25 protein-coding genes are annotated in these 22,825 nt (G+C 66.4%); 10 read left to right on the top strand and 15 right to left on the bottom strand.

The genetic code is table 11. The features are described from left to right. The first annotated feature begins 26 nt into the window (after positions 1–26). The 5 genes from EBN03_RS10485 (at position 27) to EBN03_RS10465 (ending at position 3,490) form a co-directional block, all read left to right on the top strand. On the top strand, positions 27–548 hold the full coding sequence (locus tag EBN03_RS10485) for a DUF2231 domain-containing protein (protein ID WP_122187733.1): 522 nt from the start codon (positions 27–29) through the stop codon (positions 546–548). 599 nt (positions 549–1,147) lie between these two features. Next, the gene (locus EBN03_RS10480) at positions 1,148–1,714 is read left to right on the top strand and encodes a hypothetical protein (protein WP_199742711.1); all 567 of its coding nucleotides are present in this window, start codon (positions 1,148–1,150) and stop codon (positions 1,712–1,714) included. A 339-nt stretch (positions 1,715–2,053) separates the two neighbouring features. Continuing rightward, on the top strand, positions 2,054–2,281 hold the full coding sequence (locus tag EBN03_RS10475) for a hypothetical protein (RefSeq protein WP_147471518.1): 228 nt from the start codon (positions 2,054–2,056) through the stop codon (positions 2,279–2,281). Between the two features lie 11 nt (positions 2,282–2,292). Then, entirely contained in the window at positions 2,293–2,529 is a 237-nt protein-coding gene (locus EBN03_RS10470; RefSeq protein WP_199742710.1) for a hypothetical protein, read from the top strand. A gap of 169 nt (positions 2,530–2,698) precedes the next feature. Further along, positions 2,699–3,490, top strand: a complete 792-nt coding sequence (locus EBN03_RS10465; RefSeq protein ID WP_233608294.1) for a sigma 54 modulation/S30EA ribosomal C-terminal domain-containing protein — start codon at positions 2,699–2,701, stop codon at positions 3,488–3,490. A 276-nt stretch (positions 3,491–3,766) separates the two neighbouring features. Here the strand turns inward: EBN03_RS10465 and EBN03_RS10460 are convergent, their stop codons facing one another. From EBN03_RS10460 to EBN03_RS10430, 6 genes are all read right to left on the bottom strand, one after another. Further along, positions 3,767–5,533 carry an oleate hydratase gene (locus tag EBN03_RS10460; RefSeq protein ID WP_122187903.1) on the bottom strand — a complete coding sequence of 589 codons (1,767 nt, stop codon included), beginning with the start codon at positions 5,531–5,533 and terminating at the stop codon, positions 3,767–3,769. Positions 5,534–5,598: 65 nt separating this feature from the next. Then, positions 5,599–6,459 (bottom strand): 3-hydroxyacyl-CoA dehydrogenase, encoded by an 861-nt coding sequence (locus EBN03_RS10455; RefSeq protein WP_122187730.1) that lies wholly within the window; start codon positions 6,457–6,459, stop codon positions 5,599–5,601. A 41-nt stretch (positions 6,460–6,500) separates the two neighbouring features. After that, positions 6,501–7,157 (bottom strand): TetR/AcrR family transcriptional regulator, encoded by a 657-nt coding sequence (locus EBN03_RS10450; protein ID WP_233608293.1) that lies wholly within the window; start codon positions 7,155–7,157, stop codon positions 6,501–6,503. Positions 7,158–7,670: 513 nt separating this feature from the next. Further along, entirely contained in the window at positions 7,671–8,327 is a 657-nt protein-coding gene (locus tag EBN03_RS10440) for an HhH-GDP family DNA glycosylase (RefSeq protein WP_122187727.1), read from the bottom strand. Between the two features lie 438 nt (positions 8,328–8,765). Next, positions 8,766–9,143 (bottom strand): DUF2784 domain-containing protein, encoded by a 378-nt coding sequence (locus EBN03_RS10435; RefSeq protein WP_122187726.1) that lies wholly within the window; start codon positions 9,141–9,143, stop codon positions 8,766–8,768. A gap of 83 nt (positions 9,144–9,226) precedes the next feature. Beyond that, complete coding sequence (locus tag EBN03_RS10430; protein WP_233608312.1) at positions 9,227–9,847, bottom strand: CGNR zinc finger domain-containing protein; 621 nt, start codon at positions 9,845–9,847, stop codon at positions 9,227–9,229. An 85-nt stretch (positions 9,848–9,932) separates the two neighbouring features. Between EBN03_RS10430 and EBN03_RS10425 the strand changes: the two genes are divergently transcribed. Together EBN03_RS10425 and EBN03_RS10420 are read left to right on the top strand one after the other, a co-directional pair. After that, the gene (locus EBN03_RS10425; RefSeq protein ID WP_122187725.1) at positions 9,933–10,268 is read left to right on the top strand and encodes a VOC family protein; all 336 of its coding nucleotides are present in this window, start codon (positions 9,933–9,935) and stop codon (positions 10,266–10,268) included. A gap of 34 nt (positions 10,269–10,302) precedes the next feature. Next, positions 10,303–10,722, top strand: coding sequence for an SRPBCC family protein (locus EBN03_RS10420; RefSeq protein ID WP_122187724.1), 420 nt, complete (start codon positions 10,303–10,305; stop codon positions 10,720–10,722). 532 nt (positions 10,723–11,254) lie between these two features. Here EBN03_RS10420 and EBN03_RS10415 read toward each other — a convergent pair. Continuing rightward, positions 11,255–11,608, bottom strand: coding sequence for a hypothetical protein (locus EBN03_RS10415; protein ID WP_122187723.1), 354 nt, complete (start codon positions 11,606–11,608; stop codon positions 11,255–11,257). Positions 11,609–12,086: 478 nt separating this feature from the next. Continuing rightward, the gene (locus EBN03_RS10410) at positions 12,087–13,568 is read right to left on the bottom strand and encodes an SDR family NAD(P)-dependent oxidoreductase (protein ID WP_122187722.1); all 1,482 of its coding nucleotides are present in this window, start codon (positions 13,566–13,568) and stop codon (positions 12,087–12,089) included. Positions 13,569–13,739: 171 nt separating this feature from the next. Between EBN03_RS10410 and EBN03_RS10405 the strand changes: the two genes are divergently transcribed. Beyond that, complete coding sequence (locus EBN03_RS10405; RefSeq protein WP_158675584.1) at positions 13,740–14,084, top strand: YrdB family protein; 345 nt, start codon at positions 13,740–13,742, stop codon at positions 14,082–14,084. Positions 14,085–14,088: 4 nt separating this feature from the next. On the opposite strand, the gene EBN03_RS10400 is transcribed toward EBN03_RS10405, so the two are convergent. The 4 genes from EBN03_RS10400 to EBN03_RS10385 all read right to left on the bottom strand — a co-directional run bounded on the left by EBN03_RS10400 (position 14,089) and on the right by EBN03_RS10385 (position 17,863). Further along, positions 14,089–15,150, bottom strand: a complete 1,062-nt coding sequence (locus EBN03_RS10400) for a DNA polymerase domain-containing protein (RefSeq protein ID WP_122187720.1) — start codon at positions 15,148–15,150, stop codon at positions 14,089–14,091. Beyond that, positions 15,147–16,238, bottom strand: a complete 1,092-nt coding sequence (locus tag EBN03_RS10395) for an ATP-dependent DNA ligase (protein WP_199742708.1) — start codon at positions 16,236–16,238, stop codon at positions 15,147–15,149. Before EBN03_RS10395 ends, EBN03_RS10400 begins: the two co-directional genes overlap by 4 nt. A gap of 109 nt (positions 16,239–16,347) precedes the next feature. Next, entirely contained in the window at positions 16,348–16,725 is a 378-nt protein-coding gene (locus EBN03_RS10390) for a cold-shock protein (protein ID WP_233608292.1), read from the bottom strand. Between the two features lie 37 nt (positions 16,726–16,762). Next, positions 16,763–17,863 (bottom strand): SPFH domain-containing protein, encoded by a 1,101-nt coding sequence (locus EBN03_RS10385; protein ID WP_122187718.1) that lies wholly within the window; start codon positions 17,861–17,863, stop codon positions 16,763–16,765. 444 nt (positions 17,864–18,307) lie between these two features. Between EBN03_RS10385 and EBN03_RS10380 the strand changes: the two genes are divergently transcribed. Next, entirely contained in the window at positions 18,308–19,282 is a 975-nt protein-coding gene (locus EBN03_RS10380) for a hypothetical protein (protein ID WP_147471517.1), read from the top strand. Positions 19,283–19,301: 19 nt separating this feature from the next. Here the strand turns inward: EBN03_RS10380 and EBN03_RS10375 are convergent, their stop codons facing one another. Further along, a complete protein-coding gene (locus EBN03_RS10375; RefSeq protein ID WP_199742707.1) occupies positions 19,302–19,520 on the bottom strand; it encodes a hypothetical protein in 219 nt (72 codons plus the stop codon). A 157-nt stretch (positions 19,521–19,677) separates the two neighbouring features. Here EBN03_RS10375 and EBN03_RS10370 point away from each other — a divergent pair, with 157 nt between their 5' ends. Further along, positions 19,678–21,219: a DHA2 family efflux MFS transporter permease subunit gene (locus EBN03_RS10370; RefSeq protein ID WP_122187716.1), complete on the top strand. Its 1,542-nt coding sequence runs from the start codon at positions 19,678–19,680 to the stop codon at positions 21,217–21,219. 69 nt (positions 21,220–21,288) lie between these two features. Here the strand turns inward: EBN03_RS10370 and EBN03_RS10365 are convergent, their stop codons facing one another. Together EBN03_RS10365 and EBN03_RS10360 are read right to left on the bottom strand one after the other, a co-directional pair. Further along, entirely contained in the window at positions 21,289–21,840 is a 552-nt protein-coding gene (locus EBN03_RS10365; protein ID WP_122187715.1) for an HAD domain-containing protein, read from the bottom strand. 409 nt (positions 21,841–22,249) lie between these two features. Further along, on the bottom strand, positions 22,250–22,756 hold the full coding sequence (locus tag EBN03_RS10360) for a hypothetical protein (protein ID WP_122187714.1): 507 nt from the start codon (positions 22,754–22,756) through the stop codon (positions 22,250–22,252). Between the last annotated feature and the right edge of the window lie 69 nt (positions 22,757–22,825).

Below are 22,825 nucleotides of genomic sequence, written 5' to 3'. Positions count from 1 at the left end.
GTTCTCCTGAGGAGTGCTCGATAACCATGGGCCCAGTCACGTTCAATGGCCTACCCGCTCACGTTTTGCTCGTGCACTTCGTAGTCGTGCTGGTGCCGCTCGCGGCCCTGCTGCTGATGGTTGCGGTGTGCTGGCCGGCGGCCCAACGCCGGCTCGGCGTCGTGTCGCCGCTGGCCGCGTTCGTGGCGCTGGTGTGCGTGCCGCTCACCACGCACTCCGGCGAATGGCTGGAGGATCAGCTTCCACACGACCCGATGATCCGCACTCACGCCCACCTCGGTGACGACCTGCTGGTGTGGTCGCTTGCCACGTTCCTGCTCGCGACCGCATGGTGGGCAATTCGCAGCGAGACCGCCCGGGCCGCGCTGAGCTCGCGAGTCCCCGTCGCCGCAGGTCTGGCCGGCCGCAGGGCCGTAGTGGCGGTAGTTGCCGTCCTCTCCGTTGTGGTCGCCGCCGGATCGATGGTTCAGGTCTACCGGATCGGCGACAGCGGCGCGAAAGCCGCGTGGCACGACCAGATTTCTGCGACGGCTCCGAACGGGCGGTAGTCGGCTCCGGACATCGGACACCGCACCGCGACCACCGGGTTGCCCGACTGGTGGCCGACCTGCGAAGGCCGCGCGCACACCGGCAGATCGTCCACGCGGGCGATCAGATGTCGTTCGGGGCTCGCGCTGTGGACTTTCGGCCCCTGCGCCCGACCGGCGCGGCAGGTGATCTTTGGATGTGGCAGTGACAGCGCCGTCATTGCCACTTCGAGAAGGTTCCTGTCGATCGGGAGAATCGCATGAGCAACACCACCCGGCCCACCGTCCGCCGTATCCCTGCCTCGGTAGCCTGGCCCGACCCCAGCCCCCTGGACACCTGGTGGCGCAGCGTCATGTATCCCGAAGCCGAGTCGGTTCCGCAGACACTTCACACGACACGGTGACCAGCGCCTGACAGTCGATCGGTACGTCAGCGACGGCCCGAGAGGAGTGTTTCCGGCAAGGCGCTACACCGCGAACACACCGCCGGTCAGGATGCTGTTCTGGCCGCCGGCAGGGACCCTTGTCAGAGATTCGAAAGGACGGCGGGTGAACGATTCGCTGGCGGACACCTATAGCAGGCAGCTCCGGTGACCGCGGCTTGGCACTACTCGGCAGTCGTGGGCATCGTGTTCCTGGCAAACCTGATGCCGGCCTTCGCGCCACCGACCTGGACAATCCTGGTGCTGTTCAAATTGAACTGGCACCTCGATCCCGTCGCCCTGGTCATCACGGGTGCTGTTGCCGCGGGCAGCGGGCGCTACCTGCTCGCTCTCGCTACCGGCCGTATCCGTGACCGCCTCAGCCCACACCGCAAAGCCGGTCTGCAGGCAGCCGAGAACTATCTCACCGGACACAAAGGCCGGTCTCTGCTGGGGTTGGCGTTGTTCACGCTGTCTCCACTGCCATCGGCTCAGCTGTTCGAGGCGGCTGGACTCATGGACGTTCCGCTGCTGCCGGTCACCACCGCCTTTTTCGCAGGTCGGCTCGTGAGCTACTCGCTCTACATCGGCGCCACCCGTATCGCCGAGCGCAACCTCGGCTCCGCGTTCACCGCCTCGCTCACCTCCCCTTACGGCATCGCGATCCAGCTCGTGCTGATTCTGGGTGTGGTAATGCTCGCCCGCATCGACTGGGTCCGAATCCTTTCACCGCGTGACGCGGCGACAGGTCATGAACCCGAATGAGCGCGACACGATTACCCGCAGGCGACGTAACGGTTGCGGGGACCGCGCCGGCTACTGCCGCTGCGTGGGCGAACACCATCACGCCGCGCGAGCGGCGCGGCGTCTGCGTAGAAATCGGCCACCGCCTCCGCGGAACCGACCGAGACAGCCGGCACGATGCGGTCGGCGCCACGTAGCCGGGCGATGCGGCGCCCGGCGCGAGCCGTGACGCCAGTGGCAGGGTTGATCTCCGGCTGCGGGCGATATCACCGGGTGTCGACCAAGTCAGGGACGAAAGACCTTGTCGGCAAGGACTTCGTGATCGCGTGCCGCCTCGTGGTGGGGCGGATAGTTCTCCCCATGGACGCCACAACACCCTGCGAGACGCAATCGGTGGAGATCGATCACATGATGCTTCACCTCGAATGTGCGGTCTGGTGGTCGCCGGCCGATTCCGCGTATGTCGCGGTCGACCTCCACCACGCACCCTTCATCCATTCCGATCCGCGTTCGGCGCAAGCGGCGATCGATGGCCTCGAATCCGCTGTTCGCGCCCACCTGCTGTCCGCATCGCGGCGAGCTGCCTGAAGGAGAATGTCATGTCGTCGGTATTCGGTGTCGCCGCGATCGTCGTCGTGCTGATGATCGTCCTTGCGGCACTGTCCATTCGGATCGTGACGCAGTACGAGCGGGGTGTCTTGTTCCGGCTCGGCCGGGTCGTCGCGGTGCGCAGCCCCGGACTGAATGTCATCGTCCCGGTCGTCGATCGGCTGCCCGGGAGGCATCCGCGGCGAGTGCGCGGCCTGCGGTCTGATGGATCGATCGCGCGTCAGTGATTTCGAGATCCGGCCGGGCGGCGGCGCCCTTGCTGCTGGGGGCAGATAGAGCCGATAGACCCTGCCCGACAAGTGAATTCGACCCTGCCGGCGATCCCGGTGAGCGTGCAGGGTGGAAGTGCATCATCCGGGTCGCCGTTGTCATCGGCGCACGAGAGTGAGGAAGACCATGCACGACGTTGTGCAAACACCCCAGGAGTTGCTGCGGATATCGGTCGGTGATCGAGTGTCGATGGGGGCTGCTGCCTATGCGCAGGAGAAGATCGGCCGGGTCCTTCGCCACGTGAGTGTCCCGGTGCTGGCTGTTCAGGTGCGGCTGACCCGCCATCGCGACCCGGTGGAACCGATCATCGCGCAGGCCAATGTGGATATGAACGGCCGCGCGGTGCGTGTCCAGGTCGCCGCTAGCAGCACCCGCGAGGCGGTCGACCTGCTCGAGGCGCGCCTGCGCGCGCGGCTCGACCACCTGGCACGGCACCACGAGGCGGTACGTTGTGCGCGCCCGGACTGCGGGCCGGCCACCTGGCAGCACGGTCGAGCCGCCCGGACTCCGCTACCGTACTTCCCGCGGCCGGTCGAACAGCGAGAAGTGGTGCGACACAAGTCGTTCGCGCTGACCGGTGAGACCTGCGACGAAGCGGCGTTCGACATGGAACTGATGGACCACGACTTCCATCTGTTCACCGAGCACGGTAGTGGTATCGACAGCGTGCTGTACCGCGCTGACGGCGAATTCCTTCTGGCGCAGCTGGAACCGCGTTCCGACACCGTCACCCGGGGTGCGTTGCCGGTGACCGTGAGCCCGCTGCCGGCGCCCACGCTGACCGTGGACGGCGCGATCGAGCGCCTGGAACTGACCGGGGTCCCGTTCGTGTTCTTCCGCGATCCGAATCTGCGCCGCGGTTGCGTGCTCTACCACCGCTACGACGGACACTACGGACTCATCACCCCCACCGTTTAGTGGCCTACAACAGCAGTGGTGGCCGCAGCTGGGACCGGACCGTTCCAACCTGCCCGCGGTCACAGCCGACACGGTACCGGCTTCGGCGGTCCGGCCATGACCGCCGAAGCCGCCGAGCCGAGAGCCGACCACCGGTGTCCTGGCCGCCGGCTGTCGATGATGTGGTGGACGGCACCCTCGTCGGTGTGGCATTACCGGTGCCGCACACCTGAGTTGTCCACCTTCGCGCGCGGAAGCGAGGATCGGCCGCCGGTCGATCCTCGCGAGTGAGCGCCGCTATTTGTCTGCGATGAGCCCGAATTCGGTGAGCAGCTGACCGACCTCGGAACTGTCCAACTTGCCGATGAGTCTGCGCCGCAGCGCATCCGGGCCGGGTATTTTCAGCGGGTCCCCGTCGCGCATGTGGCTGACGGCGTTGAGCAGGCTGCGCAGGTCGTAGGTGGAGTTGAACACCTCCGGTATGCCCCGCTCGATGCCCAGCAGCCGGTATGCGGCCTCCATGCCGGTGCGCACGGAGTACTCGGTGGTGAAGATGCAGTCACGGCTCGTCTCGGCGAACTGGCCGATGAAGGCGAAGTTCACCGCGCCCTCGGGCACCACGTCGGGCCGGTCACCGGCCTGGCGCGGCATGAAGAACGAGGTGACATAGGGCATCATCACCGGCACGCACTTCGCCGCCTCCGCCGCGAGTTCCGGGATGTCGTCGAGCGGAACGCCCAAGTGGTACAGCCATTCCTGGGTGATCTCCTCGCCGGTGCACTCCTGCATCGGCTTGTGCACATAGTCGCCTGGCTTGTCGACGAACAGCGAGTACACCCAGACCACGATCTGATCGGCCGGCTGCTGTTTGAAGTGTGGTTGCCGATTGACCGTCCAGCTCATCAGCCAGTTCGAATCCCGGGCGGTGACGATGCCGCCGGTGACGACCTTGCCGCTGAACGGGTCTCGCTTGCAGATCTTGCGGATGTATTCCGGGATGCGCTGGTCGAGTGTGGTGACGGTCGCCGATTCCCATTTGGTCTCGGGGATATGGGATCCGAAGACGTCGGGGCGGCCGAAGGCGGGGTCCACGGCCGCGATCCGGCGCCACAATTCCCATGCGGGCGCCGGTCCTTCGTTCAGTACGGCCGGGGTGTGGTGATCGCCCTCGTCGGAGTTCTCCACCAGCGATCCGATCGTGGTGAACAGCAGATCGTCCGGGCCCAGCCGAACGCCGCCCTCGACCCCCTCCGAAACCCAGTGGATACCGGTGGCTTGCTTGCGATCCGGGGTGATGTCGAAGTCTATGTCGGTGACCTCGGTATCGAAGCGGAACGTCACGCCCTGATCGAGCAGCCACCGATACAGCGGCAGCACCAGCGATTCGTACTGGTTGTATTTGGTGAACTTCAGCGCCGAGAAGTCCGGCAGGCCGCCGATGTGGTGGATGAACCGGTGCAGGTACAGCTTCATCTCGAGCGCGCTGTGCCACTCCTCGAAGGCGAACATCGTGCGCCAGTAGAGCCAGAAGTTGCTCTGCAGGAAGTCTTTTCCGAAGACCTCGTCGATACGCTTGTTCTCCATCTCCTCGCGGGTGGCGAGGAAGATCTTCGCGATGTCCTTCTGCGCCTTGTCGTTCAGCGCGAACAGGCCGTCGGTGTGCGCGTCCTGACCGCGGTCCACGGTGGCGCGCTGTAGCGAGTAGTTCGGATCGTCCTTGTTCAGCCAGTAGAACTCGTCGAGGACGCTCGCGCCCTCGATTTCGATCGAGGGTACCGACCGGAACAGATCCCACAGGCATTCGAAGTGGTTCTCCATCTCGCGGCCACCGCGGATGACGAAACCTTTTGCCGGTTCCTTGATTCCGTCCAGCGCGCCGCCGGGCAGCTTCAGCCGTTCGAGGATGGTGATCCGGTCACCGGACATCTGCCCGTCGCGGATCAGGAAAGCCGCGCCCGAGAGCGAGGCCAGGCCGGCGCCGACGAACCACGCCGTCTTGTCGTCGACTCCCTCGGGTTTGCGCGGGCGAGCGAACGCCTCGTAGTTTCCGCTGCTGTAGTACATCCGAGTTTTCTCCTGTCTGTAGTTCATGGGCGCCGACGTGTCGAATGTCTTCGTGTCGCAGTGGCCTAGGCGTTGTAGCGGTAGAAACCCTCGCCACTGGCCAGACCGAGCTTGCCCTTGTCGATGTATTCCGACTTCAGCCACTGCGCCAGCTTCTTGCCCTCCTCGCCGCTGTTGACCAGGATGTTGTACGGCGTGGTGAGACCGACGATGTCGAGGATCTGGAACGGGCCCGCCGGTGCGCCGGTACCGATGCGCCAGGTTTCGTCGACCGCCTTCGGTTCGGCATAGCCGCCCGCTGCCAGTGCCATCGCGGAGTTGAGGAACGGCACGAGCAGGGAATTGAGGACGTAGCCGGCCTTCTCCTTGTGCAGTTCGATCGGAACCATGCCGATGGCCCGAGCGAATTCCACCACCACCTGGTACACCTTCGGGTCGGTGTCCTCGGTACCCATGACTTCGGCGGTGTTGAAATGCCACACCTGATTGGCGAAGTGCAGAGCGAGGAATCGGTCTGGGCGGCCGGTGGCGTCCCTCATATCGCTGGGCAGCAGCGTCGAGGAGTTGGTGGCGAAGATCGTGTGCTCGGGCGCGAGCTCACCGAGCCGGCGGTAGGTGTCCTGTTTGATCGACAGCACCTCGGGCACCGCTTCGATGATCAGGTCCGCGTCCCGGGCAGCCTCGGCGAGATCGCTGGTGAGCGTGACGCCCGCGGCGGTTGCCTCGGCCTTGCCGTCGCCCGCGCCCGGTACCTGCTCACGGTAGGTGGTCGCGAGTTTGTCGAAACGCTCGTGCGCCGCGGTCAGCGCCTCGTCGTTGATGTCGTAGGCAGTCACCTCGAAACCGTGGAAGGCGGTCTGGAAGGCGATCTGGGATCCGAGGACTCCGGTCCCGAGGACGCTGACCTTGCGAATCGTGCCGGACATGTCGACTCCGTTCTGCGGACCGTGGCCCGCGCTGGTGTTTTTCAGGTTCGGGTGACCGCGGTGGCGCGGAAACCGGCGACGAGCTGAGTGATCTGGGCGCTCAGGTCGTCGATCGGATCGTGGTGGGGGTGGACGCCGGTGGACGGGCGCACCAGCGCCATGTGCAGCACCGCGAAGAGACTGCGGCCGGCCACGCGGGCCGCTTCCCGTTGCGCGGCCGTGGGCTCACCGGAGTCCGCGACAGCGGTCAGCAAGATTTCGGCGAGGGCCGACTCGAGCTGCGCCACCAACGCCAGCCCCTGTTCCCGGTAGGTCTCCTCGGGCGGCCCGAACAGCAATTCGCGCTGGTAGGCGATGGTGTTTTCGGAATTACGCGCGGCCGCGACCAGGATCGGTCGCAGCAGTGCCGTGATCGCCCCGACCGGATCGGCGATGTCGCGGGCGCGGTGGGCCCCGGTCTGGAGTGCCGATCGGAAGTCCTCGTTGTAGACCATGAGCAGCAGCTGCCCCTTGGACGAGGCGTAGCGGAACAGGGTTCCCGCGGCGATATCGGCCTGATCGGAGACCTGCTGGGTAGTGACCGCGCCGAATCCGCGCTCGGCAAACAGTCGCGCGGCAACCTCAAAGATCCGGCCCTGCTTCTCGCGCATACTGCGCGCCCGGCGCCCGGCCTGCTGGCTTTGCTGTGGACTTGCCAACCGACACCTCGCATCTACCGATAAAAATGAGTGTGCTCATAAATGAGCATACTCAGTGAGGAAGATGGTGGGCAACGTGAGCGACCTGACCCCGGTCACGGGTGCACCCACGTGGGCGGCCGGAAGCTGGAGCGCGTCGCCGGCGGAGGTAGTCCGGCGGCGGATCGCTGTCCAGTCCGCGTAGACGACGGCGACTCGGCGCTTGGTGGAAGTCATGACATTCAGCGTCGCCGGGCGGCTGTGCGGGCGGGAGGGTCGTGGGCCCACGGAAGTAGGGCCGTTCGTCATCACGAGACGGGCCGGGGAAAGGAGGCCGTCCGGTAGATCGCCCTGCGGCGGCAGCGGTAACCGATCACGACCGGTGGCCCAGCAGTCCGCCGGGCGGGGTCGCCGACGGTTCTGGACGAGGCCGCGACCGGCGTTCGACCGCATGCTGGCGGCTGTGCGCGAACGCTCCAAGCCTGAGCAGCCTTGTCCCCGGATGACCGTCCGCTCAGCCTGGGTGTGCGACGGTTAGGCCGGGATGATTTTGGTTGCGGCGAGGACCTGATCGGCGACCTCGTTGTTCAGGGTGACGCGGACCAGCGCCGCGGCCAGGTCGGCGGTGTGGTTTTCGGGGGCGAGGTCGGCCAATCGGTCCGGGTCGGCGGGGAGTTGTACGCGTTCGGCGCCGCGCAGCGCGCGTTCGTCGAAATGCGGTCGCGCCCAGGTCCAAATGTCTTGGACTTCGCGCAGGAAGATGTCGCTGCCTGTGGGGCCGATTCCCTGGAACTGTTGCAGCAATTGGGCAGCGCGGGCTGGGTCGCGCTCCGCTTCGTCGGCCAGCTTGCGCAGGTCGCCGCCGTAGCGGTCCAGGATGCGGGAAGCAATATCCCCCAGGCGGGAAGCCGTACTTTCGTCGTAGCGCTTGTAGTGGGCGCGGCCGAGTGCGTCGACCAGTTCCTGCCAGTCGGCGTCGGCGACCCGCTGTGGGGTGCGATATCCGGTGCTGACCAGCTCCTTGGCGGCGGCGACGGCGATATCGGCGGAGATCCTGGTGCTGAGCAGTTCGGTAAGCATGAGCAGTTGGAACAGTGGAGCGGGTTTATCGGCCAAGTTTATTCCGGCCTCTGCCACGTAGCTCGTGCCCGCCCGATCCATCAATACGTTCACCACGTCCTGTTGAGTCATTGCGCTCTCCTTGCCTCGGTAATTCCAGGCGTACCGCAAGTGACAGATCGACACAAGCGACAGGTCACGCGGTTTCCACCACCGCGTCGATCTGAGTGGTCACTCGAGCGAGCACCCGCCCAGCGATTCGCCAGTTTCGTGGTGGAGATATCGGTGTAGGCCCACGCTGTCGCGCCATCGATCTGCGCGGACGCTGCTGAATCGCGGCGGTGTGGCCGGTGGGCCGGGCGTCTCCGCAGAACGGGCCGGAAAAGGCAACACAGGACAGACGAACCGTCCTTGCCCCGCTACGGATCCACGACGGCTCCCCAGCCTTAATTCCGGACCCGTGGCGGTGGTCTCGGACCACGGACCTCACCCGCCGCCGGCATGCAACCCGCGTGAACGCGCGGGACCGAATGGGGCTCCTAACTGAACAAACCAGCCTGGCGCGTTCGCCTACCGGACGGCATGCCCGGGCTGGCGATGCCGACCGCGCAGCCAGAACCCGAGCCACGACACGACCACCGCGACCACCACCAGCATCCGAACCAACTGCAGGTCCTCCCGCGGATACAGCACCCCGGTCAGGTAGTGATCAATGAACCCGCTGGGCGGCAGGCCGGCCTCGCCGGCGCGGTGGCGGGCCCAGTTCTCGAGGGTGGTCAGGGGGCAGTCGACGGTGAAGACGACCGTGCTGAAACCCCATACGACAGCGAGTACGTGCAGCCAGATGGTCCGGCGGAAATACCACGCCAAATATCCGCCTGTCACCACGTAGGCGACGAAGAGGAAGTGGAAGACGGCGGTGGCGTCCGCCAGGAGTCGGAACCCCATGGGTCCAGCGTAGAAGCGTAGAGCCTGCGTGGCGTGCCCAGGGCGATCCGCTCCGGCACTTTCGCTGGGCGGGTCGTCGTGGATCAGCGGTCTGCGGCTGAGGGCGGGGCGGACTTGCGGTGATGGGAGGCGCGGGCTTTGGCGCGGTTTCCGCAGAGGTCCATGGAGCACCAGGTCCGGCGGCGATTGCGTGAGTGGTCGTAGTAGGCCCATCGGCAGCTCGGTTCCCGGCAGGCCTTCAGTCGTGTCCAGGTGCCCGCCGCAACGGCCTCGGCCACGATCACGAGGAGCCCGGCCAGCGCCGCCTCCACCGGTACGGGAGAACAGGCGACCAGTCGGGGCGGAGACACCGTCACGTCGAGCTTCAGCGGGAATTCTCGGGTGAGTTGCGCGAGTTCGGTGCGGGCGGCGGGGTCGAGGCCGTCGGGGTGTGGGCTCGGAACCGGTTCGGCATTGTTCTCGGCGATCAGTGCGCGTAGTCCCTCGCGGATCCGCTCGGCGCGGTCGCGCTGCTCGGCGGTCACGATCTCGCCGGCCGGTACCAGGCCGTGGTCGTGCAGCCACGTCGCCAGCTGAGGTCGGGTTCCGATCTCGTCGCTGTCGCGGCGGCGCGTGTTGATGAACTCCTCGATCAGGCGCAACGGCATCGGCGCGGAACCGGCTGCGAGGTCGTCCGACTCGGGGGCGGACGCGTTGTCGTTCATCACTCCTCGCATTCTACCCGTCTATCGGCTATGGTCGGTTATGTAACCGACGTAACTGGTACGTCAGTTAGATGAAGGGCAGCTTGTGAGCGTCACCATCGGCAATATCTGCATCGACACGAACGACCTGGCGGGCAGTACCGCCTTCTGGCAGGCGGTGACGGGATACCGCGTCGCCTCCTCGGATGAGGGCGCCATCTATCTGGAAGACGCGAACAAGGCCGGCGCCGGTCTCTCGCTGCAGGCCGTACCGGAGCGCCCCGAGGGCAAGAATCGATTGCACCTGGACCTGTTCGCCGACGACCTGGCGGGTGAAGCCGAGCGAATTCAGGCCCTGGGTGCTATCGAAGTGCGGCGCTTCGACAGCTGGATCGTGTTGGCAGATCCCGAAGGCAACCAGTTCTGCGTCGTCGCGGCGTAGCCGACGACGCGTCCGGCAGACAGGAAGGGCCGACATGGCTTCCGTGCAGAAAGAGATCGCCATCGACGCCGACGCGGCGGTGGTGTGGGCGATTATCGGCGACTTCACCGCCGGGCCCGTCAGAATGGCGCCCGGCTTCGTCACCGACAGCAGGCTCGACGAGCCGGACGTCCGAGTTGTCACCTTCGCCAGCGGAATCGTGGTGCGAGAGCGGCTCATCGCGCTCGACGACGAATCGCGCCGGCTGGCCTTTTCGATCATCGGCGGCAGCTTTACGCCCACCCACGACAACGCGACATTGCACGTCGTACCTGAGGGGGAGGGCCGCAGCCGAGTGGTGTGGATCCATGATGTGAAACCGGACGAGCTCACCGTCTCGATGGGCGCTGCGATGGACCAGGGTCTCGGCATCTTCAAGCAGACGGTGGAAACCGCCGACCAGCACCACGGCTAGCTCTGTCTCGAAGTGAGTGATGGGGTGGCACCGCGCACCAGCGGTGTCACCCCATCAGCATGTTCGACCGAAGTTGTTGCCTGCGTTGGCGTGTGGGCGAGGTCTGCGGTATTCGGGTAGGGGACCGGCCTGAGCGCACAATGTCGGCCAGCTGCGGGCAAATCTTGCCGGTCCGCGACCCCGTTTGTGCGCTCAGGCGGGTGTCGGAATGGGGCGCTACCCACGCCGGGAAGTAGATTGCGATACATGGATATGCGCATCAATGCATTAATACGTCCGTGCGATCGGATGTAGCTGACCATCTCGGCCGGCATGCTCAGGGTGCGATCGATCCGTTCGATCGCCGCGGACTTACGTCCCTAGTCGACCTCGGTCGCCATGAACGACACGGACAGTTCGATCGGGGGAGGGGCCGAGCAATGTTGAGTTCGGGTGTGGCAGAGGGGTTTCGTCGCAGTGCCCGGCTCCGGCTCAGGTCTTCGAGCCGAAGCCGAGCTGGAACCGGGGCCATCTTTGCCGCATGGCGAGCCGGCTACGCCGGGTCCAGTCGGACCTCGACGGTCACCCGTCCACTGTCGTCGCGGTGGGCGACGGCGTGGCCGGGCCGGTCGACGCCGTCGAGGCGCAGGGAGGCCGGGCCGCCCGCGCCGAGGAAGTTGCGCCACCAGGTCTTGGCGTCGGGCATGATCACGTTGATCGTCACCGTGTCGCCGCTGCGGGTGAACGCGATGGGTGTGGTGATGGTGCGGCCGGAGCGGCGGCCCACGTAGGTGATCTCGGCCAGGTTCTTGGAGATTCGCGGACCGATCACCGGCAGGCCGGCCAGGGTCATGACTCCTGCGTTGACCACCCGTGCGACGGGTGAAAGTACTGCTCTGAGTGCCATCGTCTCTCCATATCGTCCGAATGCCTTTGGGGGCAATCTAGTTGATCGGAGTGCGATCGCGCCCGCCCACGGTGGCGCCGGAAGCGCGCGGGCATGTCCCGGTCCGCCCGGCTTTTCGGCAGCAACCGATCGTGGGCGGGGAGGGTGTGCACTTGACGGTGCCGCTGGCGACGCGGGGGGAGGTGGAAGTGATTGTGGGGGAGCGGTTTTGCGGATGCGAGCGCCCTTGCGGGGGAGTGCGGCGGCATGACCGAAGAGTATGTGGGGCGCGGGGCTCGGGCATGCCTGTTCGAATCGCCCCAGGTGAGAGGACCCTCGGATCTCATTTATAGAAATGGAGATATGCGCATCTAAACATGAAAGATTTCGAAGTGTCCGCAGCACTGTTCCAGCACACGTGCGGTCCCACACATTCAGCTCAGACGAAGGGGGTTGCCCCGACTGCCGGGAGCTTCCAGCCCGGCAGCCGGGGTTGCTCTCACCAGTCGGACGGTTCGAAGTCCTTGAGGAAGCACCCGAACAGATCTTCACCGGCTTCGCCGCGCACGATCGGGTCGTACACGCGGGCGGCGCCGTCGACCAGGTCGAGCGGGGCGTGGAAGCCTTCCTCGGCGAGACGGATCTTGGTGTAGTGCGGGCGCTCGTCGGTGATCCATCCGGTGTCGACGGCGGTCATGAGGATGCGGTCGGTCTCGAACATCTCGCGAGAGCTGGTGCGGGTCAGCATGTTCAGTGCTGCCTTGGCCATATTGGTGTGCGGGTGTCCGGGGCCCTTGTAGCCGCGGCTGAACACGCCTTCCATCGCGGAGACGTTGACGATGTACTTGCGGCGCCCGGTGGCGGCGGCCATGGCGGGACGCAGCCGGGAGATGAGGATGAACGGTGCGGTCGAGTTGCACAGCTGCACCTCGAGCAGTTCGGTCGGGTCGACCTCGCCGACGGTCTGCACCCAGCTGTTCGTGTGGGCGAGATCGGGGACCAGGCCGCCGGCGTCGATGGCGACACCGCGCGCGATCCGTTCCGGCGTGGCCGATCCGGCGACCAGGGCGAGTTCGGTGAGGTCGGCGGCGGAGAGGTCGGCGGACAGGTCCGCGGCGACCGACAGTGACGCGGTGAGTGCGGTCGGGTGTGGCTGCATGGTCTTGCCGAAGCTGACCACCTCGGGCAGTTCGCCGGCGGGCAGCGGGCCGGATTCGGCGTCGACGAGTGCGGCGTAGGAGCCGGCCGAGCGGCGGACGGTCTGGGCCGCGTTGTTGATGATGATGTCGAGCGAGCCGGCCGCGGCGACGTCGTCGGCGAGGGCGACGACCTGGGCGGGGTCGCGCAGGTCGATGCCGACGATCTTGAGCCGGTGCAGCCAGTCGGCGCTGTCGGGCTGGGCGGTGAACCGGCGGATCGCGTCGTTGGGGAAACGGGTGGTGACGGTGGTGTGGGCGCCGTCGCGCAGCAGCCGCAGAGCGATGTACATGCCGATCTTGGCGCGGCCGCCGGTGAGCAGGGCGCGCTTACCGGTGAGGTCGGTGGCGGCGTCGCGTTTGGCGTGGCTGCGGGCGGCGCAGGTTGGGCACAGCTGGTGGTAGAAAGCGTCGACGACGGTGTAACGCTGTTTGCAGATATAGCAGGGCCGGGCGCGCAGGAGGGTGCCGGCGGTTCCGTCGCCGGTGGGGGAGCTGATCAGGATGCCGGCGGTTTCGTCGTCGATGCGGTTGGGTGAGCCGGTGGCGGTCGCGGCGACGACGGCCTTGTCCGCGGTGGCGATGGCGTCGCGGGCTTCGGTGCGGCGGCGGATCTTGAACTTCTTGAACATGTGGCCGACCGCGCGCTGCACGGTGATCGAGTCGGGGTGTTCCTTGTCGAGTTGTCCGGCTTGTTCGAGGACCCGGAGGCAGACGGCCAGATCGGCGGGGTCGATCGCGGGTTCGGTGGTGGCCTGATCGGTCGTCGCGTCGTGTTCGGCCATGGGGCTGCGGTGGTGTCCTTCGTGCGCGGGCGGGATGACAGGCCATTGTCGCATCGTGGTGGTTGTGGTCCGGCACACGGTGAGGGTGTGCGTGCGGTTGACGGCGGGCCCGCGAGAGTGCACACTGCTCTATATAGAGAGCGGTGCTCTCGACGATTGAGGGAGATGGACATGTCGGAACTGTGGAAGTGGGGCAACCTCACGCTGGCCTTCGTGATGGAGCTGGTCGCGCTCGGCGCGCTGGGCCTGTGGGGCTGGAAGGTTTCCGACACCCTGGCACTGAAGATCGGCCTGGCCGTGGGGGTTCCGCTCGCCGCCGCCGTGGCGTGGGGTCTGTTCGCGGCTCCGCAGGCGGCGATCCATGGGACCGTGATCGGTCTGGTGGTGAAGGTCGTCGTGTTCGGTGGTGCGGCGCTTGGGTTGTGGGCGGCGCACTATCGTACGGCGGCAGTGGTTTTCGCGGTGGTGCTGGTGGGGAACCTGCTGGCGATCAAGTTGGGGCACTTGGCCGTGTGACGGTTCAGTCGGTCTTCTTGGCCCGGCTGGGTGCTACGCGCGGTGGTTCGTTGGGCATCTTCGGGTAGACCGGTGGCCAGGGTGCGTCCATGAGGCCGGCGGCGAGGTCGCGTTCGGACATCTTCAGCAGGGGTTCGATGGATTGCGGGACCCGCCCGGCCCAGGGATCGCCGTGGGCGGCGACGCGGGCGGGGACGGTGGCGATGGTGAGTTCGTCGGGGACGACGGTGGCGAGTTCGTCCCAGCTGATCGGGGTGGAGACCTGGGCGCCGACCTTGGGGCGCACCGACCAGGCGCCGAAAACCGTTTTGTGTGGAGCGTTCTGGTTGTAGTCGACGAAGACGCGGGTGCCGCGTTCCTCTTTCCACCAGGCGGCGGTGATGGTGTCGGGGTGGCGGCGTTCGAGTTCGCGGGCGAGGGCGACGGCCGCGGCGCGGACCTGGTAGCCGTCCCAGCGCGGTTCGAGGAGGGCGTAGATGTGCAGGCCGCGGGATCCGGAGGTCTTGATCCGGGTTTCGATGCCCAATTCGGTGCAGAGGGTGCGGGTTTCGACGGCGGCGGCGCGGAGTTGGTCGAATCCGATGCCGGGGGACGGGTCGAGGTCGATGCGGAGTTCGTCGGTGATGCCGGTGGGTGGGAGCAGGGCGCCGGCGGCGTCGTGGACGGGTGGGGCGGAGGTGTCGGGTTCGGGGTCGGCGTGGGTGGGCCAGACGTGGAAGCCGAGGCAGCCGAGGTTGACGGCCCACAGGATGTGGGCGAGGTCGGCGGCGACGAGTGCGTCGCTGGTGGTGCCGTTGGGTGTTTGGACTTCGGTGGTCTGTAGCCAGTCGGGTACGCCTTTGGGGACGCGTTTCTGGAACCAGGATTTGCCGCCGGCGCCGTCGGGGTAGCGCTCGAGCAGGACGGGGCGGCCGCCGATGGCTTCGAGGAGCGGGCCGGCGACGGCTCGGTAGTAGGTGACGAGGTCGAGTTTGGTTTCGCCGCGTTTGCTGAAGTAGATCTTGTCGGGGTTGGTGATGGTGACGGTGTGGCCGTCGGCCTGGATTTCGGTGGCGGCGGCGCTCATGGGCGTTCCTGTCGTGCGCTGGTGAAGATGTCGGCGAGTTCGGCGGGGGCGACTTCGTCGAGTTGGGCGTAGGTGCAGGATTCGGGGGTGCGGTCGTCGCGGAAGCGGACGAGGCGGCCGCCGTGGCGGAAGCGGCCGGCCATGACGTGTTCGTAGCGGACTTCGGCGACGAGTTCGGTGCGCAGGGGTTCCCAGGAGAGGTCTTTGCCGCCGCTCCAGCGGCTGAGGCCGCCGGGCATTTTGCCGTCGGCGGCGGCTTGGGCGGCGGCGTCGGCCCAGTCGCGCCAGGGGTGGTTGTCGAGGGCGTGTTCGCGCAGTGGGGCGAGTTCGTCGACGAGTTGGGCGCGGCGGGCGGCGGTGAAGCTGGAGGCGACGCCGACGTGGTGGAGGTTGCCGTCGTCGTCGTAGAGGCCGAGCAGGAGGGAGCCGATGCCTTTGCCGTCTTTGTGCCAGCGGAAGCCGGCGACGACGCAGTCGGCGGTGCGTTCGTGTTTGACCTTGATCATGACCCGTTTGTCCTGCAGGTAGGGCAGGTCTTTGCTCTTGACCATGACGCCGTCGAAGCCGGCGCCTTCGAAGCGGGTGAACCAGTCCTTGGCGACCTGTGGGTCGGTGCTGATGGGGGTGAGGTGGGTGCTGGGGTGGTTCCGGGTGAACAGGGTTTCGAGGATGCGGCGGCGTTCGTGGAAGGGTTCGCCGGTGAGGTCGGTGTCGCCGAGGGCGAGCAGGTCGAAGGCGATGAAGCTGGCGGGGGTTTCGGCGGCGAGTTTGTTGACTCGGGAGGCGGCGGGGTGCAGGCGCTGCTGCAGGACGTCGAATTCGAGGCCGTTCTCCGAGACGATGACGATTTCGCCGTCGAGGACGCATTTGTCGGGCAGGGCGGCGGCAAGGGCGGCGACGAGTTCGGGGAAGTAGCGGGTGAGGGGCCGGTCGTTGCGGGAGCCGAGTTCGATGTCGGCGCCGTCGCGGAAGACGATGCAGCGGAAGCCGTCCCATTTGGGTTCGTAGTAGAGGCCGGGGTCGTCGGGCAGCTCGGCGGCCGCTTTGGCCAGCATCGGTTTGACCGGCGGCATGACGGGCAGATCCACGGCGAGCACCTCCTGGGTCGGTTACATCCTTACCGACGATGTGGGCACCGTGTTCTCATCGGTGCCTGTGCCCGATCGTAAGGGCAGGCACCGACAAAGTCGGGGCAGGTCAGTCCAGCCAGCCGTGTTGTTCGGCGAAGGTGGTGAGGCGTTCGCGGAGGGTGACGATCTCGGCGGCGGTGAGGTTGGGTGTGGCGTCGAGGAGGAGTTCGGTGAGCAGCCGCTTGTGTTCGGTGGCGGTCATGGTGCCGCGGTCGCGGCGGGGGTGCCTGGGTGCGGGTGCGGGGCCGATGGCGGTGAGGTTGACGGCTTTGGGGCCGCGGTCGCCTTCGGTGACTTCGAAGTCGAACACGCGGCCTTGGCGGAGTTCGTCTTCGTCCAGGCCGATGTCGTTGACGTGGACGAAGACGTCGGGGCCGCCGTCGTCGGGGCGGATGAAGCCGAACCCTCTGGAACTGTCGAAGGACACCAATTTCCCGATCGACACCCGGCACCCGCTCCCTGTAGCAACTCTCGTCGTGACTCTAGCTGGATTCGGTGTCGTTGGCCGATGAAAGCGCCTTCTGCAGCGAGTTGAAGACTGTAAGTCCTTGTCCCACCATGCCATTGACGATTTCGCTGACGCCGTCGGGGCCGTTGAGGACGGTGAGGTTGGCCTTGGAGAGGCCGAGGGATGCCTGCTTGACGATCTCGGGGAGCTGTTCGATGAGCAGCTGGTCGAGGGCGATGCGGTTGTTGGAGGCGGCGGCTTCGGCTTGGATGCGGGTGCGGTCGGCTTCGGCTTGGGCGAGGATGCGGACGCGTTCGGCTTCGGCTTCGGCGGGCTTGACGACCTCGGCTTGCAGCTGCTGTTCGCGCAGGGTGGCTTGTTTGCGGGCGCGTTCGGCTTCGGCGGTGAGCACTTCCTGCAGGGCGATGGCTTCGGCGAGCGGGCCGGCCTGTGCGGCTTCGGCTTTGGCTTTGTCGATGTCGCGCTGGTATTCGGCTTGCAGGATGGCGGTCTGGCGCTGGTATTCGGCTTGGCGGCGCAGCGATTCCTGTTCGGCTTCGGCGGCGGCCTGGGCGGCGTTGGCGCGGGCGATCTGGGCGTCGCGCTGGATGGCGGCGTTGTGTGGGGCGGCGAGGGCGGAGATGTAGCCGAGGTTGTTGTCGTCGATGGACTGGATCTGGAACGAGTCGACCCACAGGCCGATGTTGCTCATCTCGACTTTGGAGGCGACGAGGACTTCGTCGGCGAGCTTCTGGCGTTCGCGGATGATCTCCTCGACGGTCATGGAGCCGACGATGGAGCGCAGGTGGCCGGAGAAGATGCGGCCGGTCAGCACGGACATCTCGCGTTGCTGTTCGGAGAGGAAGCGCTGTGCGGCGTTGACGATGGATTGGGTGTCGTTGGGCACCTTGAACGCGATGACGGCCCGGACGTCGAGCTGGATGGCTTGGCGGGTGACGCAGCGTTCCTGGATCTCGGATTCGAACATGGCCAGCGACAGGTAGCTGACCTTGCGGAACATGGGCATGACCCAGGCGCCGTGGCCGGTGATGACCCGGAAGGGGGTGTTGTCCTTGGCGCGGCCGCCGCTGATCAGCATCGCCTCGTCGGGATCGGGTACGTGATATCCGAACATTGCACTCTCCCTGAGTGTTTCGTTTTCCGCCTGACCAGCTATCCAACGGTGTGTGCCCGGGATTGTCCAGCGGAATCTCGGTGGTGTTACCGGTACGTGTTGGGGATCGGGGCTTTCGGTGCCGTGGTAGGGCTCTGATCGCGCCTCCCATGGTCCATGGTGGCGTAGCCCGCGGCGACCCGGTCGGGTCGGATGGTGTGGTCGAGGGCGTTTGCCGGGTAGATGTCGCCGGGTGATGCGGTCGATCAGGTCGGCTCTGCCATGACGAAATCGCCAGGCCGCGAACGTGATCGGGGCTGGGCGCGCGGCGGCAAGTGGTGATCGAAAACGGTTCCAGCACAGTAGTATTGAAGATGCTCACACGGCGGTCGGAGGGTAGTGCGCACTTCAATCGAGCGGTTGCAGCGGTCGATCGTCCTCGCGATCCGGCGACCGGAGCAGTATGTGGTGGCGGCGAGCATTGCCGCGGCCGGGCTGCTGGGTTCGCTGCGGCCGTTTCGTCCGATGTTTCAGCAGATCGAGCATATACCGGATGTCATCGACAGCGATTGGCTGAATACGGTGCTCATGACGCCCGTCGCTTACCTGTGTATCAAAGGCGCGGCGCTGCTCATCCGGCGGGCGTTCGGCCGGGATCCGTTCGAGGCGTTCGCCGCCACATTGGATCGGACCGCGGGGGCGCCCAGCCTGACAAAGCATTTCGAACGCCGGATGGCCGGCTACCCGGCCGAGGTGCTGGACTACCGGATGCGGATCGTGACCGGGCGGGAACTCGATCTGCTGTCGCAGCTGAATCGGGAAGTGTTCGGGCGCACCGCGTTCTCGTTGCCGCTGGACGTGATCAAACGTCGTAACCGCAGTTTGTTCGAGGCCAATCCGTTGGTCTTCGCGTTCATCGAGGCACGGATCGGATCGGGCTATGTTCCGATCGGGATGTCGAATATCTTGCCGCTGAACGCTATCGGTGATTCGCTGTATTGCCGGACCGGTGGCCTGCGAGATTCGCAGCTGCGTGGGGTGCATGTCGCCGGTGTCGGGGAATGGCCGGAATCGGTACTGCTGTTCTCCATGGGGATTCTGCGGTCTTTCCGGGGGCGGCTGGCGGACAGCCCCCTGACGCTGGGCAACGTCTTCGTGGACCATTTGGCTGAGATAGTGGCGGCGACGCGGAGCCGGCAGGTGGGCGAGTCGCAGCTGCGAGTTCTGGCGCAGACCGAGTATCCGCGCGGGGGTATCGGAAAGTTGTTACAGCGCTGTGGCTTCACCGATTCGGGCATTGTCACTGGGGACGGCTACCCGTTGTGGGAGATCCGCGGTGCCGTGCCGTCGGCGACGCCGCCGTCGGCGACGGCTCTGGCTCTGTTCATTCGGTCGCTGACGAGTCTGTCGACGGGTCGTCGGCCGCTGCCGCGGAGCTGATTCGTCGGCCCGGGCGCGGTTACGGCTGGTCCGGTGCGATCCATGGCACGACATCGAGTATGCGGCCGGGAGCCACGGCGACGACGAGGACGGTGGTGCCGGTGGGGATGGGTTCGTCGGCGCGCGCGAGGAAGATCTCGGTTCCGCCACGAATCGCCACACGAACCTCACCGATCGCGCCCGCTGCGCGGATGGGCGTTATCAGCGTGCCGGTGGAACCCTGCACCGGGTCGTTCACTGCGGTGATACTCCTTGCGGGACAACGGCAAGCTGGATGACGTTCCAGCCTACACAGCGGCAGGGGTGCGCTGGGTCGTGATCATGCAGGTGAACGATTCCCCATTGGTGGACGAATGCACTTGGCGTAGTGGGGGGAGCCCTGGCACGCTTATGCGGTGACTACTCCTCCGGATAATGTGGCTCCGGCAGATCCGACCACGGACAAGCTCGACGCTGCCGTGCTCAAGATCGCCGGCGTGGTCGTGCTGGGCGCGATCATGTCGATCCTCGACGTGACCGTCGTCAACGTCGCGATGAAGACCTTCACCTCGACGTTCGACACCACGCTGGCCACGGCCGCGTGGGCGATGACCGGGTACACGCTGGCGCTGGCCAGTGTCATCCCGCTGACCGGCTGGGCAGCCGACCGGTTCGGCACCAAACGGCTCTACATGATGGCGCTGGTGTTGTTCGTCGCAGGCTCGGTGCTGTGTTCGACGGCCTGGAACATCGAGACACTGATCGCGTTCCGCGTGCTGCAGGGTCTCGGTGGCGGCATGCTGATGCCGCTGGGCATGACGATCATGACCCACGCCGCCGGGCCGAACCGGATCGGGCGGGTCATGGCCGTCCTGGGTGTGCCGATGCTGCTCGGCCCGATCCTGGGCCCGATCCTCGGTGGCTGGCTGATCGACAGCTTCAGCTGGCACTGGATCTTCCTGATCAACCTGCCCGTGGGTGTGGTGGCGCTGGCGCTGGCCTACATCGTGTTCCCGAAGGACAAGCCGGAGCCGTCGCAGACGTTCGACTTCGTCGGCATGCTGCTGGCCTCACCGGGTCTGGCGCTGTTCCTGTTCGGCGTGTCGTCGGTGCCGGAGAAGCAGACGGTGCTGGCCGCGCGGGTGTTGATCCCGGCGATCATCGGTCTGGTGCTGCTGGTGGCGTTCGTGTTCCACGCGCTGCGCACCGAACATCCGCTGATCGACCTGCACCTGTTCCGCAACAAACAGTTGCGGTTCTCGGTGTTGACCATGGTGTTGTTCGCGACCGCGTTCTTCGGCGCCAACCTGCTGCTGCCCACCTACCTGCAGGAGGTGCGGAACCTGAGCACGTTGAAGTCCGGGTTGATGCTGGCGCCGCAGGGTCTGGGCGCGATGCTGACCATGCCGGTGGCGGGCCGGCTGGTCGACAAGATCGGGCCTGGCAAGATCGTGATGACCGGTCTGTCGATCATCGCGCTGTCGACCGCGTTCTTCACCCAGCTGTCCTCGACCACGCCGTACCCGGCGATCTGTGCCGCGCTGTTCGTGATGGGTCTCGGTATGGGTTGCACGATGATGCCGACCATGACCTCGGCGATCCAGACCCTGAGCCGGGATCAGATCGCTCGCGGTTCGACATTGATGAACATCATCAACCAGGTCGGTGCCTCCATCGGCACCGCGACGATCTCGATGGTGCTGACCCTGCTGCTCAAGCGGAACCCCCCGGTCCCGCCCGCCCAGCCGACCTCGCCGGACCCGTCCGCCCTGGCCGAATTCAAGCTCAAGATGGCGGAGTTCGGTGCCGCCATGTCCAAGCACGCCGGCGAGGCCTTCGCCCACACCTACATCGTCGCGGTGTGCCTGATCGTCCTCACCTTGGTGCCGGCGTTCTTCCTGCCGCGCACGAAACCGGAAATGCCCGCCGACAGCGACGAACCGGTGCTGATGCACTGAGTCACCGACAGCGGTTCTGTGCGGCTCGGGTAGCGATCGCTACCCGAGCCGCACATTTTTCTGCCGCGATCAGTCGGTCGGTTGTGTCGCCCAGTCGGCGAGGGCGGCGATGTTGATGTCGGTCAACCCGATTGCCGGGTCGACCCACTGGGGGAGCGTGGCAGCGGGGTAGTTGCGGTCGAGGTAGCGGCGGTCGGTGTCGCGGATGTCGTCGTCGACCCAGGCGAAGGGGCGGCCGGCGGCGTAGGCGATCAAATCGACGGTCTTGAAGAATGTGCCTTCCGGGCCGGGGGACCGGGCGCTGCCGGTGAATTCGACGACGGGGAGTTCGGGCAGGCCGAGCAGCGGTGCGATGTGTGAGTTCGCGTCGTGCTCCCAGGTGGTCGCCCACACCAGATCGAAGTAGGCGGCCAGCTCGAGCAGCGCGGAGCCGTGGGACGGATTCAGCCACACCCGAAGAGGTTTCACCTGCCGGGACGGCCCACCGAGGTGTGCGATCCAGTTCGGCGGCGTCAGGTGATGAGTGCGGTAACCGTCCGGACGTCGGTGCGGTTTCGCCGCATACGGGTTGAGAGGGCCGTCGACGTCGACGAACAGGATCGGGCGGGTTGTCGGTTCCACGGGGTCCTTTCCGGGGTGGGTCCGGCGGGCCGGATCGAACTTGGAGTGGTGAAATCGGTTGCGGCACGCAGGGTGTCGACTTGCGGCCGGTATCGGTGCGGAGGGAATCACCGCGTGTGGGCTGCACTGGCGCGCGTGGTCGACGAGTCGGCGGTGCAGCGAGCCGGAGCGAGCCGGGCGGGTGTGTGTCCACGAACCGGCGGTGCAGCGAGCCGAGCGGTATGTCTCGCCCGGCCAGGTGCAGTGCCGAGGTATTCGTCGCGGCTGCCGGAGATTCGTCGCAGCCGGTCGTCGACGAAATGGGCGGCGACATCGTGCACCGTCCGGGTGTTGCACCGATTCGGTCGGATGCGTCCAGGGACCGCAGCGGATGCATCCGCGACCGCCGTTCCCGCGTGACCCGGCGGGATCAGCGTGTGGCGTCGAGGAGGGCTTGGCCGGCGATGTACCACCAGAGCAGGAGTAGGCCGGCGGTGGCGCCGGTGGCGGCGGGGATGCGCCAGCTCGGGGGTGGTTCGGTGACCGGACGGTCGTGGGGGATGCCGCGCAGCCGGTTCCAGCGCCAGCGCAGCGTGGCGCGGGCGGACTGTATCGAGGTCGACGGGAACAGGCCCAGGACGAGGCCGAAGCCGCGGGTGCCGCCGATCCCGATCCCGCCGGCCCACGCCACGCCGACCGCGAACTGGCCGATGGCGGCCAGGCCGATTGCCAACTGGCCCACCGCGATTCCGCCGCGGGCGAGCTGCCCGATCGCGATCAACCCGGTCGATACCTGACCCAATGCGATAGCACCGGTCGCGATCTGGCCGAGTGCGAACACTCCGGTCGCGTGCTGGCCGACCGCGAACACCCCGGACGCCATCGGCCCCGAGGCGAAGAATCCGACCTCGCCGGGGCCGACCGCGAACAACTGCACGGCGGGAGCATACAAGAGCGGATTCGCTTGCGCGCGTGGTCGACCGCGTCGCGGTTGCGCGACAGTGCG

The sequence above is a fragment of the Nocardia stercoris genome (assembly GCF_003696265.1).
Taxonomy (GTDB): domain Bacteria; phylum Actinomycetota; class Actinomycetes; order Mycobacteriales; family Mycobacteriaceae; genus Nocardia; species Nocardia stercoris.
The sequence above is the reverse complement of the archived record's forward strand: the minus strand, read 5'-3'. Positions and strand labels throughout refer to the sequence as shown.